General features: G+C 68.8%; 12 protein-coding genes. 1 reads left to right on the top strand and 11 read right to left on the bottom strand.

Annotated features, from left to right (window positions below; genetic code table 11):
- Positions 1-26: 26 nt before the first annotated feature.
- Positions 27-1,349 (bottom strand): UDP-glucose dehydrogenase family protein, encoded by a 1,323-nt coding sequence (locus EV691_RS19940; protein WP_131299746.1) that lies wholly within the window; start codon positions 1,347-1,349, stop codon positions 27-29.
- A 239-nt stretch (positions 1,350-1,588) separates the two neighbouring features.
- On the opposite strand from EV691_RS19940, the gene EV691_RS19935 reads away from it, so the two are divergent.
- Positions 1,589-1,960, top strand: a complete 372-nt coding sequence (locus tag EV691_RS19935) for a flagellar protein FlaG (RefSeq protein ID WP_131299743.1) — start codon at positions 1,589-1,591, stop codon at positions 1,958-1,960.
- Positions 1,961-1,994: 34 nt separating this feature from the next.
- On the opposite strand, the gene EV691_RS19930 is transcribed toward EV691_RS19935, so the two are convergent.
- From EV691_RS19930 to EV691_RS19885, 10 genes are all read right to left on the bottom strand, one after another.
- A complete protein-coding gene (locus EV691_RS19930) occupies positions 1,995-3,692 on the bottom strand; it encodes a PilZ domain-containing protein (protein WP_242672596.1) in 1,698 nt (565 codons plus the stop codon).
- Positions 3,693-3,777: 85 nt separating this feature from the next.
- On the bottom strand, positions 3,778-4,473 hold the full coding sequence (locus tag EV691_RS19925; RefSeq protein WP_131299741.1) for an RNA polymerase sigma factor FliA: 696 nt from the start codon (positions 4,471-4,473) through the stop codon (positions 3,778-3,780).
- 143 nt (positions 4,474-4,616) lie between these two features.
- On the bottom strand, positions 4,617-5,084 hold the full coding sequence (locus EV691_RS19920) for a flagellar protein FlhE (RefSeq protein ID WP_131299739.1): 468 nt from the start codon (positions 5,082-5,084) through the stop codon (positions 4,617-4,619).
- Positions 5,081-5,626, bottom strand: a complete 546-nt coding sequence (locus EV691_RS19915) for a hypothetical protein (protein ID WP_131299736.1) — start codon at positions 5,624-5,626, stop codon at positions 5,081-5,083. The genes EV691_RS19920 and EV691_RS19915 overlap by 4 nt, the downstream gene beginning before the upstream one ends.
- Positions 5,626-7,902, bottom strand: coding sequence for a flagellar biosynthesis GTPase FlhF (gene flhF, locus EV691_RS19910; protein WP_131299733.1), 2,277 nt, complete (start codon positions 7,900-7,902; stop codon positions 5,626-5,628). Before flhF ends, EV691_RS19915 begins: the two co-directional genes overlap by 1 nt.
- A 3-nt stretch (positions 7,903-7,905) precedes the next feature.
- Entirely contained in the window at positions 7,906-9,987 is a 2,082-nt protein-coding gene (gene flhA, locus EV691_RS19905; RefSeq protein WP_131299730.1) for a flagellar biosynthesis protein FlhA, read from the bottom strand.
- Positions 9,987-11,156, bottom strand: coding sequence for a flagellar biosynthesis protein FlhB (gene flhB, locus EV691_RS19900; RefSeq protein ID WP_165496582.1), 1,170 nt, complete (start codon positions 11,154-11,156; stop codon positions 9,987-9,989). The genes flhA and flhB overlap by 1 nt, the downstream gene beginning before the upstream one ends.
- A 466-nt stretch (positions 11,157-11,622) precedes the next feature.
- A complete protein-coding gene (gene cheZ / locus EV691_RS19895) occupies positions 11,623-12,309 on the bottom strand; it encodes a protein phosphatase CheZ (RefSeq protein WP_131299724.1) in 687 nt (228 codons plus the stop codon).
- Positions 12,310-12,331: 22 nt separating this feature from the next.
- A complete protein-coding gene (gene cheY / locus EV691_RS19890; RefSeq protein ID WP_089168030.1) occupies positions 12,332-12,721 on the bottom strand; it encodes a chemotaxis response regulator CheY in 390 nt (129 codons plus the stop codon).
- 112 nt (positions 12,722-12,833) lie between these two features.
- On the bottom strand, positions 12,834-13,295 hold a 462-nt coding region (locus EV691_RS19885), incomplete at its 5' end, for a methyl-accepting chemotaxis protein (RefSeq protein ID WP_243649665.1).

Genomic DNA, 13,295 nt, shown 5'->3' with positions numbered 1-13,295 from the left:
TTTTTCCTAACCTAAAACAGTGACTCTCAGCGGCCTATCGAGCAATAAACGATGCCTTTGCGCACCATCCGCCTCGGCTCGAACAGATTCCGCCCATCGAAAATCACCGGCCGTCTGAGCTGTTGCTTGATGAAGTCGAAATCCGGCGCCTTGAAGGCCTGCCACTCGGTGACAATCACCAGGGCCTCGGCCCCCTTGAGCGCGGCCTCCTTGGTGCCACACAGGATCAGATCGTCGCGGTTGCCGTAAAGGCGCTGGGCCTCGTCCAAGGCCTCTGGGTCGTAGGCCTGCACCTTTGCGCCGGCCTGCCACAGGGCTTCCATCAGTACCCTGCTGGGCGCCTCGCGCATGTCGTTGGTGTTCGGTTTGAAGCTGAGGCCCCACAGGGCGAAAGTCTTGCCTGCAAGATCCCCGGCGAAATGCCGGTCAATCTTGCGGAACAATACGGTCTTCTGCCGCTCATTACGCGCCTCCACGGCCTTGAGCACCCTGGCGTCGAAGTCGATGCTGTCGGCGGTACGTATCAGCGCTTGGATGTCCTTGGGGAAACAGGAGCCACCATAGCCGGCGCCAGCGTAGATGAAGTGGTAGCCGATGCGGGGGTCGGAGCCGATGCCTTGACGGACCATCTCGATGTCAGCACCCAGTTCTTCGGCCAAGTTGGCCATTTCGTTCATGAAGCTGATCTTGGTCGCCAGCATGCAGTTGGCGGCGTACTTGGTCAGTTCGGCGCTGCGCACATCCATGACGATGATCTTTTCATGGTTGCGATTGAAGGGCGCGTACAACTCGCGCATCACCTCCTCGCTGCCCCGGCTGTCGGTGCCAATGACGATGCGATCCGGACGCATGCAATCGGCAACGGCCGACCCCTCCTTGAGGAATTCCGGGTTGGAAACCACATCGAATCCGAGATCCTCGCGTCCACGCTGGGCGAGTACGGCCGCGACTCGCTCGCGTACCTTGTCGGCGGTGCCTACCGGAACCGTGGATTTGTCGATAAGAATGCGATGGCTATCCATATGCCGGGCAATGGTCTCGGCCACGGCGAGCACGTACTGCAAGTCGGCGGAACCATCCTCCTCCGGTGGGGTACCGACCGCAATGAACTGAACCTCTCCATGCAGGACACCGATCGCCGCATCGGTGGTGAAATTCAGGCGACCGGCCTCGTAATTCTGCCGGACGATCTGCTCAAGACCTGATTCGTAAATCGGAATGATTCCCTGCTTGAGATTCTCGATCTTATCGGAATCGACATCCACGCAGACGACATCATGACCGACCTCCGCCAGAACGGCAGCTTGTACCAGGCCGACATATCCGATGCCGAAGACTGTGACCCTCATGTGAGTTCCTTTGTACTACTTCAAAACACTGCCGATAATGCACTGCCACTCATGAGGTCATATGCGGGAAAACAGGGCAGAGAATGGGCCTGTCTAAATGAATGAGATGACAACCGCAGACTTTGCCGAAAATCTGACCGCCAATCCGGCTGGCAGCATCCAGATCCGGCAGTCTCAAGATTTAACTCTCCCATCCGATAAAGGGTCATGGATCTGTCCGTCTTCCAAGGAGAACACGCATGAGCTCGCCCCTGAACGATACCGCCCCCCTTTCCAGCTCGCCCCTAGCCAACCTCACCCCGCGCCAGCGCCTGGAAAACGCCCTGGACGAATTGCCGCCGGCCGCCGGCAGCGCCGTGGCGCAGGCCGAGGGCGCGCAGCCGGGGCTGGTCGCCCGCGAGGAGCTGGTCGAGCCGGTGCAGCGCATCAACGAGGTGCTGGGCAGCTACGGGGTGGAGTTCCAGCTGAAGGAGCCCGGGCCGCGGCTGGTCACCGAGATCGTCGACCGCGAGAGCGGCGAGCTGATCCGGCAGATTCCCAGCGAGGAAGTGCTGCGGATCGCCGAAAGCCTCGAACAGCTGCGCGGGGTTCTGCTGCGGGAACAAGCCTGAGCGCAGTCCTGCCTGGGGCTGCGCCCGGGCTTTCTCAGTCGCTCGCCTCCGGCAGGACGATGCCCTCGATGGGGCCTAGGGCGGCCAGTTCGCCCCCCGAAATCGGCGTGCTGAGGGTCGCGCCGCGCAGGGAGGGCTGATCGGTCAGGCGGACCTGGAGGATGGCGCCCTTGCGGTCGAGGCGCTCGACCCAGCCCAGGCCTCCCGCGCTGAAGCGCACCAGCGAGCCGATCGGGACCAGCCCGAAATGCCGCGCGTAATACTGGCACCAGTGCTTGTCGAGTTGCCCCTCGCGGCCGATCAACTGGCGGTAGACGCTGCTGATGGTCTGCTCCGCGCGATCCGGGCGGGCCCGTCCCATGGCGTCGATCACATCGACCACGGCGGCGATCCGCGCCAGCTCGCCGAGTTGCCCGGCGCCCAGGCCCCGCGGGTATCCACTGCCGTCAAGACGCTCGTTGACCTCTTCGACGACGCCCCTGATCACCGCCTCGGCCAGCCACCTGCAGTGCACCAGCCGCTCGCGCAGCAGCGGCACATGCTGCGCGAAGGCCGCGCGCTGCCCGTCGTCGAAGGCGTCGCTGCGCACCAGCGACGGCGGCAGCAGTCCCTTGCCCAGGTCGTGGACCAGGGCGCAGGCGCAGATGCTCTTGACCAGATCGGGCGGCAGGCCGCGGCTGCGGGCCAGGTCGCTCAGGCGCGTGGCCACGGCGATGCAGTGCTGGATCAGCGGCGGGTCGTCCACCAGGCAATTCACCGCGAACAGCACGGCCTCGCGCTCCTCGTGCAGCAGACCGAGCAGAAAGTCGCAATGCCAGGACAGCTGCGCCGGGTCGATCTCGCTCCCCTGCTGCAACTGCACCAGCAGACCGTTGAGGTACACCGCCAGGCGTGCCAGGCGCCGGGCCATCGGCGTCGCGTAATCCAGCCCGTGCGGACGCTGGGCGCCGGGCGCCGCCTCGCTCGCGGGCACGAAGAGCGACGAGGGCATGCGCGAAGGATCGCCCTCCATGCCGCTGCGGGCGCTTTCCCGCTCGATCTCCCGCACATAGAACCAGAGTCGCCGCTCCTCCGCGGCCCCCGGAGCGGCGAAGGCACAGCCGAAGCGGAGCGTCTGCCAGTCGGCATTGAGCCGGCGGTGGCGAATCTGGCCACGCAGCTCCAGCTGCTGGCCATTGGGAAAGCGCAAACCGAGCCGCTGCAGATCCTGTCCGACCTGAAGGTCGGGAGCGGCGCTGGCCGGCAGTTCGACCTGGCAGCCGCCCAGCGACAGGTCCCGCAGGCGCCCGAGGAAGGGACGGTCGCCGGCGCCCATCTGCACCTCCACATCCACCACCATGTGGGTGTTGAGCCTGGCGCGGAAAGCACTCCGCCGATGCCGGGTCTCCAGCCATTCCGGCCAGGCACAGGCCAGTTGGACGCGGCCCGCCACCGTCAGCCGCCGCCACATGCCCAGCGGTGCGCTGCGCAACTGGGTTCCGGCCACCCATCCGGCGAGCCGCCATGCCTGTCCCGCCTCCAGATGGGACGCCACGGCGGGTACCGTGGTCAGGTCCAGGATCAGCCGCCTCCCGGCGACGACCTCCATCAGCAGGACGGGCACGGACGGACTGTCCGGCGCCAACCCCTCCAACTGGGCGCCCCCCCGCTCGCACAACTGCTCGAGCAACGCGCGACACTCGTCTGGATTGTCGATGCGTGCATAGGCATCGTCGGTCTGTACCATTTTCATGATCTGCCCGGCGTCCTCCCTGTCGGCGCCCTGTTCTTGTGCCCTTGCGCCGGCCACCATGGGCCGGCACACCCGAAACCGACGGCTATCCGGCCAGCCCCTTGCGCAGGCGGGCCACCGCCTGGCTGTGCAGCTGGCAGACGCGCGACTCGCTGACGCCCAGCACGGCGCCGATTTCCTTGAGGTTGAGGTCTTCCTGATAATACAGGCCGAGCACCAGCTTCTCCCGTTCCGGAAGCGCCTCGATGGCCTTGACCAGCCGCTCCATGTCACGCCCCTCGGCCAGTTCGGCGAAGGGCGAGGCGTAGTGACCGACGCTCATCGCGTCCACCTCGTCCTCGCCCAGCTCGTCGATGGCCAGCAGCTGGCTGCCGTTGCTGTCCAGCAGCAGCTGCCGGTATTCGGCGAGATCCAGCCCCATGGCCGCGGCGACCTCGCGCTCCTCGGCGGGCCGGCCGAGGCGCTGCTCGAGCTGGCGCAGGGCGTCTTCCAGAGCCCGGGCATTGCGCCGCACGCTGCGCGGCACCCAGTCGCGGCTGCGCAGCTCGTCGAGCATGGCGCCGCGCACGCGCTGGCTGGCGAAGGTGGCAAAACTGGCGCCCTGGCCGGCGTCGTAGCGCGACAGGGCGTCGAGCAGACCGATGGTGCCGGCCTGGATCAGGTCGTCCAGCTCGACGCAGGGCGGCAACCTGGTCTGCAGGTTCAGGGCCTGCCGGCGCACCAGCGGCAGATACTCCTCGAGCAGGTCCCGCTGTCTGATTTTGCCCTGTGCCGTATACATTCCACTGACCTGGAGCTGACGAAAGACGGCCTGTCCCATCCGGCGCTGCCGGGGCCGGCCCTGGCCGGACGGAGGCTCTCCGCCCGGCATTCTCGCCTTGCGGCAGAGCCCTGAAAGCCCCGAACAGTCGCCGGGGAAACGGGCTATTCCGGGCTTTGCAAATGGCCAGCATCCGTTCGGCGGTACTCGACGATCAGCTCGATTGCCTCGACCCGCTGCGCTTCGCCACGCGGCGCCAGGCGAAAGCGGAACTGCAGCGGCTGCCCGGCGTCCAGCCCGGCCAGCGCGGCGCTGCGCCCCCGGCTGCGGGACAGCTCGATGCAGCGCTGCGGATGGCAGAGCCGGGCACGGACCAGCGCGCCGGCCGGAAGCTCGAAGCGCCAGCGCACCTCGGCCAGGCGTTGTCCCCGGGCAAGCGCCGGCGGCTGCAGGGGGGCGGACGCGCGCTCCCGGCCGGGCACCGCCAGGCGCAGGATGGGAATCCGTGCCTGCCAGCTGCCCGGTGCGGCCTCCACAGCGGGCAAAGAGAGCGGCAGGAGCAGCGACAGGATGACCAGCAGCCTGCCCGGAAGGCATGAACTGAATGCCCTTGCGCGGCTGCCCAGTCTCATCCCTGATACCCCCTCGGCCGCTCGGCCAGCAGCAGCAACTCGATCTCGAGGAAGGTGCCCGCAGCCTGACGCAGGTTGTCGAGCAGCCCCGCGTGCGAGGCGAAGCCCGGATGCAGCACCAGCAGCCGGGTCGGCCCGCCGCCCTCGCGCAGGTGGCGCAGGCACCGATAGGCGCGGCGGAAGCCGTCCGGATCGCCTTCGACCCAGAGGGCCCAGCGCGGCTGCTGGCAGGCCAGGGTGTGCAGGTGCGGACTGTCCTCGTCCAGGGCGACCAGTTGCCAGCGGGCCGGATCGCCGACCCAGGCATGGCCGTTGGCCTGCCAGCGTTGCAGGGTTTGGCGCACCCGCTCCAGACGCTGGCGCTGCGCACCGCTCGGCAGGCCGACCACCATCAGGGTCGGGCGCGGCGCCTCGGGAATGCCTGAGGACAGCGCGGCGACGGACGGCTCCCCGCCGCCTGCGCCCTGCTGCTCCGCCCAGCGGCGCAGCCCGGCGGCCTGGTCGAGCGGGCCGAAACCGTCGCCATCCTCCGCAGCAGCCATCAGGGCTCGAACTCGCCGCCGAGCTGGCGGAAGGCATCGCCGGCCGCCAGCAGATGCAGCAGGGCATCGAGCTGCTGGGCCGGGCCGCGCAGACGCCGCCCGCCGCCCAGGCCGGCCAGCCGGGCACGCAGGTCCATCGCCCAGTCCTCCGCGGACCGGTCCAGGCGGCTGGCGCCGGCAGCCAGCGCAGCGGCCAGGAACAGGCGCAGTTCCGTCTGCAACGCTCCCTGGACCTCGCCGAGGGCCTGCCAGGCACGCAGGGTCAGCGCCGGCAGATCGTCGCAGGCCAGCAGCAGGCGCACCCCGTCGGCCTGTTCGACGAGCGCCTGGCGGCCCGGCTCCGGCGACCAGGCCAGCCAGTGGCGCTGGCCGAGCGACTGGCCGCTGTCGCCATCGCGCAGGGTGCCAAACCAGGCCTCGACCGGCCAGGGCATCGCTTCTCCGGCGCGTTCGCCGGCGGCACGCAGACCGACCGGCAGATGGCACAGCTCCAGCCACAGCGGCCGGCCGCGGTGGCGCAGCTGCAGGCTGTCATGGGACTCGGCGACGGCGGCCAGCCGGGCCAGGCTGTGACGCTCGGCCTGGAACTCGACCCGGTTGCCGGACCTGGCGGCGCCGATCCAGGGGCTGCGCAGCCGCGCCAGAGCCTGCAGGAGTCCGCCCTCCGGCGCCGCCGGCAGCAAATGCCGGCGCGCTCTGAGGCGCTCGAAGGCCCAGTCCAGACGCTGCTCGTGCCCGCTCGGCAGCCGATGGGCCAGCCACGGGCGCAGCTGTAGGCGCCCCTCCGGGTCCAGGCTCAGCAGCGGCATGTTCCAGGTGGCGCCGGGCACCGGCTTGCCGCCGCCCCAGAGCAGTTGTCGTGGTGCGCCGATGTCGACGGATTCGCCGTCGCACGCCTCCAGCAGCCGGGCCAGCCGCTCCCCCTGCACGCCGGCCGGCAGGGCGGCCAGGCGCCAGGCGCGCTCCAGCAGGGCGAAGCCGTCCAGCTCGCGACGCAGCGTCTCGAACGAGGCGGCCAGGCTCCGGCCACGGCCGAACAGGCCGCGGGCCCAGCTGTCGAGACGCCGTCCGGCGCCATCCGCCCCGTCCTCGGAAACGAAGGGCGACGGCTGGCTGACCGCCAGCGCCTGCTGCAGCAGCGCCCTGGCCTCGGCCACCTGCAGGTCCTCCGGCACCTGCTGGCCGTTGGACAGGTAGTTCAGGCGCAGGCCATGCCGCATCAGGATGTCCAGCACCGGGCCGAGCCGCGCGGCCTCGTCGCACTTGCTGACGATGCAGTCGCGCAGCCGGGTGCCGGCGGCCAGGGCGGCGCGCTGGTAGGTGCCGACCACCTCCTCCAGGGTGTCGCCGTGGCAGGCGGCGTTGAGCAGCAGCATCAGCCGCACCGAGCGCCCGGCGGCGCCGAGCTGGTTGATCTGGGTGAGCAGGCGCCGGTCGCGCTGGCTCATGCCGACCGTGTCGATGATCACCAGGCGCTTGCCGGCCAGGTCGGCGAGCAGCGGCTCCAGCGGCGCGACGGCGGCCAGCGTGTGCACCTCGACGTCGAGCAGGCGGGCGTAGATGCGCAGTTGCTCATGGGCGCCGATGCGGAAGCTGTCGGTGCTGATCAGCGCCACCTCGCCGGGACCGTGGCGCATCACGTAGCGCGCCGCGAGCTTGGCGGCGGTGGTGGTCTTGCCCACCCCGGTGGGACCGACCAGGGCGATCACCCCGCCTTCGTCGAGCAGACCGGCCTCGTCCTCGAGCACCGGCAGGCGCGCCTCCAGCTGGCGTTCCAGCCAGGCCTGCAGGGCGGGCGCCGCGGCCGGGCCGCTGGCCAGCTCGCCCGGCAGGCCGGCGAGAATCTCGTCGCTCAGGCAGGGACCGAAACCGGCGCCGAGCAGGCGCTGGCGCAGCGGCCCGCGACAGCCGTCGCTCGCCGCCGGGGCCTGCATCCGCCGGTCGAGCAAGGCGCGCATGTCCTGCATCTCGCCGAGCAGGCGCTGGCCAAGAGCGGCGAAGTCGAGGTCCGCCGCCGTAGGCGGGGGCGCGGCGGATCGCCCGGCCTGGGCGGCAGTGGCTACCTGACGATAGTCCGCGGGGGCGGCCGGCCTTGCCGGCGCGGCGGGAGCGGCGGCGGCCTGGACGGCCTGCTGCTCCTCCTCGGCCAGGGCGAGGATTTCCACGCCTTCGGCGACCGGACGGTTGGACAGGATCAGGGCGTCCTCGCCCAGGAATTCGCGCACCTGGCGCATGGCCTCGCGGCTGCTGGCTGCGACGAAACGTCTGACGCTCATGGATCATTTCCCTCCGATCAGGCTGGTCACGCGCAGGGAGCGGTCGTCGGGCAGCTCCACCAGGGACATCACCACCAGTTGGCGCAGGCGCCGGCGCAAAAAGCGCGAGAGCAGCGCGCGCAGCCGGTGCGGCACCACCAGCACCGGCGGTTCGCCGCTGGCTTCCTGGCGGGCCAGGGCGGTTTCCGTCTGCTGCATCAGGTTGTCGGCCAGGCCCGGCTCCAGGGCGCCGTTGTTCACCGCCTGCAGGAGCACCTGCTCCAGCTGCAGGTCGAGACCGATGACGTGCAGTTCGCTGCGGCTGCCGAACCACTGCTGGGTGATGGCCCGGCCCAGCGCCACGCGCACCAGGGCGGTCAGCTCCTGGACATCGCCCGGATGGGCGGCGGCATGCTCGGCCAGGGCATCGAGGATGGTGCGCATGTCGCGGATCGACACGTCCTCCTCCAGCAGGGCCTGCAGGATGCGCTGCAGGGTGCTGAGCGGGACCAGCTTGGGCACCACCTCCTCGACCAGGGCCTTGTTCTCCTCGCCGAGCTTGTCCAGCAGGCGCTGCACCTCGCTGCGTCCGAGCAGGTCGCCGGCATGCCGGTGCAGCAGGTGGTTGAGGTGAGTGGCGGTGACCGTGCCGGCGTCGACCACGGTGTAGCCGTAGATCTGCCCGTGCTCACGCAGGTTCGCATCGATCCAGGTCGCCGGCAGGTTGAAGGCCGGGTCGGTGGTGGCGACGCCCTCCAAGCGACCGCTGACCTGGCCGGGGTCGATCGCCAGCCACTTGCCCGGATGGATCTCGCCGCGGCCGATTTCCACGCCCTTGAGGGTGATCAGGTAGGCGTTCGGGCCCAGCTCCAGGTTGTCGCGGATGTGCACCACCGGCGGCAGGAAGCCGATGTCCTGGGCGAACTTCTTGCGCACGCTCTTGATCCGCGCCAGCAGCTCGCCCTGCTGGCGGTTGTCCACCAGCGGAATCAGCCGGTGGCCGACTTCCAGACCCAGGGTATCGACCAGCTGCACGTCGTCCCAGCTGGCCTCCGGGGCCTCCATTCTCGCCACCGGCACCTCGTTGACCACCTGCTCGACTAGCCGCTCCTGTTCGCGCCTGCTCAGCCACCAGCCGAGGCCGGCGAGCAGCGCGGTGAACAGCAGGAAGACGAAGTTGGGCATCCCCGGCACCAGGCCGAGCAGGCCGATCACCGCGGCGGCCAGCATCAGTACCTGCGGCCGGTTGAACAGTTGGCCGAGCATCTGCTGGCCGACGTCCTGCTCGGTGTTCACCCGCGAGACGGTGACGCCGGCGGCGATGGAGATGACCAGCGCCGGAATCTGCGCCACCAGACCGTCGCCGATGGTCAGCATGACGTAGGTATGGGCGGCGTCGGCGAAGGCCATGTCGTGCTGCAGCATGCCGATCAGCAGGCCGCCGACGATGTTCACCGCCATGATCACCATGCCGGCCATGGCGTCGCCGCGGACGAACTTGCTGGCGCCGTCCATCGAGCCGTAGAACTCCGCCTCCTGGGCCACCTCGCGGCGCCGCTGGCGGGCCTCCGCCTCGCCGATCAGGCCGGCGTTCAGGTCGGCGTCGATGGCCATCTGCTTGCCGGGCATGGAGTCGAGGGTGAAGCGCGCGCCCACTTCGGCGATGCGCCCGGCGCCCTTGGTGATGACCATGAAGTTGATGATCACCAGGATCAGAAACACCGCCAGGCCCACGGCGAAGTTGCCGCCGACCAGGAACTCGCCGAAGGCCTCGATCACCTTGCCGGCGGCGCCGGTGCCCTGGTGGCCCTCCATCAGCACCACGCGGGTGGAGGCGACGTTCAGCGACAGGCGCAGCAGGGTGGTGAACAGCAGAATCGCCGGGAAGGCGGCGAAGTCCAGCGGCTTCTCGGTGAGCATGCTCACCAGCAGGACCATGATCGCCAGGGCGATGTTGAAGGTGAAGAACAGGTCGAGGACGAAGGGCGGCAGCGGCAGGATCATCATCGACAGGATGAGGATGATCAGCACCGGCCCGGCCAGCAGCTTGAGGTCCGCCCGCCCCTGCCAGGAGCCTTGGCCCAGTAGATCGGTCAGTGCTTTCATCAGGTCTGCGATTCCTCGGATTCTTTATCGCGCCGGGTGCGCTCGTCCATGCCTTCCGGCACCGGCAGGTCGCGCGGGGTTTCCGGCATCTCGCCGCCCTCCTCGCGCACCCGCCGCAGGCGGTAGGCCCAGGCCAGCACCTCGGCCACAGCGGTGTACAGCTCGACCGGGATTTCATGGTCGAGATCGACGTGGTAATAGAGTGCCCGCGCCAAGGGCGCAGCCTCCAGCAGCGGCACGCCGTGCTCGCCGCCCAGTTCGCGGATGCGCGCGGCCACCGCATCGGTGCCCTTGGCGACCACCCGCGGCGCGCTCATCTGCCCGTCCTGGTAGCTCAGCGCGACGGCGAAACGGGTGGGGTTGGTGACGATCACGTCGGCCGTCGGCACCTTGCTCATCATCCGCGAGCGCGCCATGGCCTGCTGTTGCGAGCGGATGCGCCCCTTGACGTGGGGATCGCCCTCCGACTCCTTGTGCTCCTGGCGCAGCTCCTCCTTGCTCATCCGCAGCTTTTTGGCATGGCTCCACAGCTGGTAGGGCACGTCCAGGACGATCACCAGGATCAGCGCCAGCACGATCATCCCGCAGGACAGGGCGATCAGCCGCATGGCATCGGCCAGCGCCTGGTGGATCGGCATCCCGGACAGCGCCATCAGCTCGCCGCTGTATTTCCTCAGGAAGAACACCGCCACCCAGCCGACCAGGACGGTCTTGGCGATCGCCTTGCCGAGTTCGGCCAGCGCCTGGGTCGAGAAGATCCGCTTGAGGCCCTTGAGCGGATTGAGCCGGGCCAGCTGCGGCTGCAGCGCCTTGGCCGAAACCAAGAGGCCGCCGAGCAGCGAGGGCGCGACCAGGGCCATCACCGCCATCAGCAGGAACAGCGGCAGCAGGGTGAACAGCGTGCTCTCGCCGAGTTCCCAGAAACGCGCCAGCATGCGGGCCGCATCGAAGGCCTGGGCACGCTCGAACAGCAGGGCCTGCTCCATGACCTGTGAAAGCCGCTCATGGAGCACCCCGCCCATCCCCCACAGCGCCGCCACGCCGGTCAGCAGCAACAGGAAGGTGGTCAGCTCGCGCGAACGGGCGACCTGTCCCTCTTCCCGGGCCTTCTCCAGGCGTCGCGGACTCGCCGCTTCGGTCTTTTCCTGATCGCTGCTCTCGTCAGCCATGGCCCACCGGTGCGCCGCTGGCGACTCGTGCAGATGAACGGCGGCCATTCTGCATGGGCACGGCGGAGAGCCATTACCCGAACAGCACGACGAATTCCGTGCTTATGTGGCGATTGGCACGGGCAAGCGGCGTGCCGCGAAAGCGTGCGGCCCGCGCCGAAAGGCGCAGACCGCCCGGCGGCAGGGACAGCGGGCCTCAGAAGCAATCCTTTCAAGGTCTTTTGCTTTTCGGGGCTTTGATCGTTGCCCGCGCTTCCGCGTGGGCGCGCCACAGGGGCGCTCCGGGGCCCCTGCGGCGCCGGAGCGCCCGGCCCTGGGCTCCCACGCAGGAGCGTGGGAGCCATCAAACGACGAGGATGATCGTGCCCACGCTCCTGCGTGGGCACGTTGCAGGGGACGCTTCGACGCCTTTCCTCCCGATAGAGTATCGGGGGAGTTCACGCAAAGACCTTGAAAGGACTGAGCCTCAGAAGCCGAGCTGCGCGAGCAGGTCGTCGACCTGATCCTGGTTGGCCACCGCATCGCCCGGTGTGGGCTTGATCTGCGGCCCGTTGAGCAGCTTCTTGTGATCGTCGACCGGCTCCCACTCCGACTCGGCCAGGCGCTTCAGAACCGCCTGCTCGTCGCCGTCGGGCACGCTGTCGATCAGCACCTGGACCAGTTGGTGCTCGATCTCCTGGATCACTTCCATCATCTTCTTGATCACCTGGCCAGTCAGGTCCTGGAAGTCCTGGGCCATCAGGATCTCCAGCAGCTGGCTCTGGGTAGCCTGGGTCAGCCGCGGCACATCATCGGCCAGATAGGCACGGGTGTCGGTGACCAGCTCCTTGGCCTGATCCAGTTCCAGCGGATCGGCGAACCAGGCCTGCCAGCGCTCGTCCAGCGCCTTCGCGCCCTCGGCCAGTTCGTCCTGGATCGGCTGGGCGCGATCGACGGCGTTGAGCGCCCGGTCGGCAGCCTGCTCGGTCATCGCGGCGATGTAGCCGAGACGGTCGCGCGCATCCGGGATCGCCTGGGCCGCCTTCTCGATCTCCTTGTCCAGCCCCAGTTCGCGCATGCTGTCGCGCAACATCCGGGTCAGCTGGCCGATACGCTGGATCAAATCCTCGGGGTTGGCGGTGCAACCCACCCCGTTCAGCTCGTTGGCGCTCATGGACCTGCCTCCTCCCCCGCGTTCATTTGCCCAGTTTTTCGAAGATCTTGTTCAGCTTTTCCTCCAGAGTCGCGGCGGTGAAAGGCTTGACCACATAGCCATTGGCGCCTGCCTGGGCCGCGGCGATGATGTTCTCCTTCTTCGCCTCGGCAGTCACCATCAGCACCGGCAGGTGCTTGAGTCCGTCGTCGGAGCGGATCTGCTTGAGCATCTCCAGGCCGTCGAGGTTGGGCATGTTCCAGTCCGACACCACGAATTCGAAACCGCCGCCGCGCAGCTTGTTCAGCGCGTCCTGGCCGTCCTCGGCCTCCTCCACATTGTTGAAGCCCAGCTCCTTGAGCAGACTGCGGACGATCCGGCGCATGGTCGGAAAGTCGTCCACCACCAGGATGCTCATGTTCTTGTCGGCCATTTATGGTCCCCTCGCGATCAAGGGCGGGCAGCTCGTCGAGACCCGCCGTGGCATGCAAAACGGGGCGCGGAAAGCGCCCCTGCGTCGTCGACCTGTCGGGCGGTCGCCCCACTCAAAACTCTTCCCACTGCTCCTCGGCGACGGCCGCGGCCGGCCTGGCGCGCTCCTTCGCTGGCGAAGGCTGGTGCTTCTCCGCTCTGCTGGCCTGCGCCGGCTGCGAAGCGGCGCGCCGCTCCCCGCGAACCTCCTGCGGCTGCGCACGCTGCTGCTCCGCACTCAGCCGGAACACCGCCACCGCCTCCTCCAGATGCCGTGCCTGCTCGGCCAGCGAGGACGACGCCGCCGACGCCTCCTGCACCAGCGCCGCGTTCTGCTGCGTCACCTCGTCCATCTGCGCGACCGCCGTGTTCACCTGGCCGAGCCCCTCGCTCTGCTCGTGTGAGGCCGCCGAGATCTCGTCGATGATGTCGGTCACCCGGTGCACCGATCTGACCACTTCCTCCATGGTCCGGCCCGCCTGCTCGGCCAGCTGCGAGCCGTCGCCGACCCGCTTGGTCGAGGCCTCGATCAGCGC

The organism is Azotobacter chroococcum (assembly GCF_004339665.1).
GTDB classification, from domain to species: domain Bacteria; phylum Pseudomonadota; class Gammaproteobacteria; order Pseudomonadales; family Pseudomonadaceae; genus Azotobacter; species Azotobacter chroococcum.
Note: the sequence above shows the minus strand (reverse complement) of the source record. Positions and strands in the feature narration are given on the sequence as shown.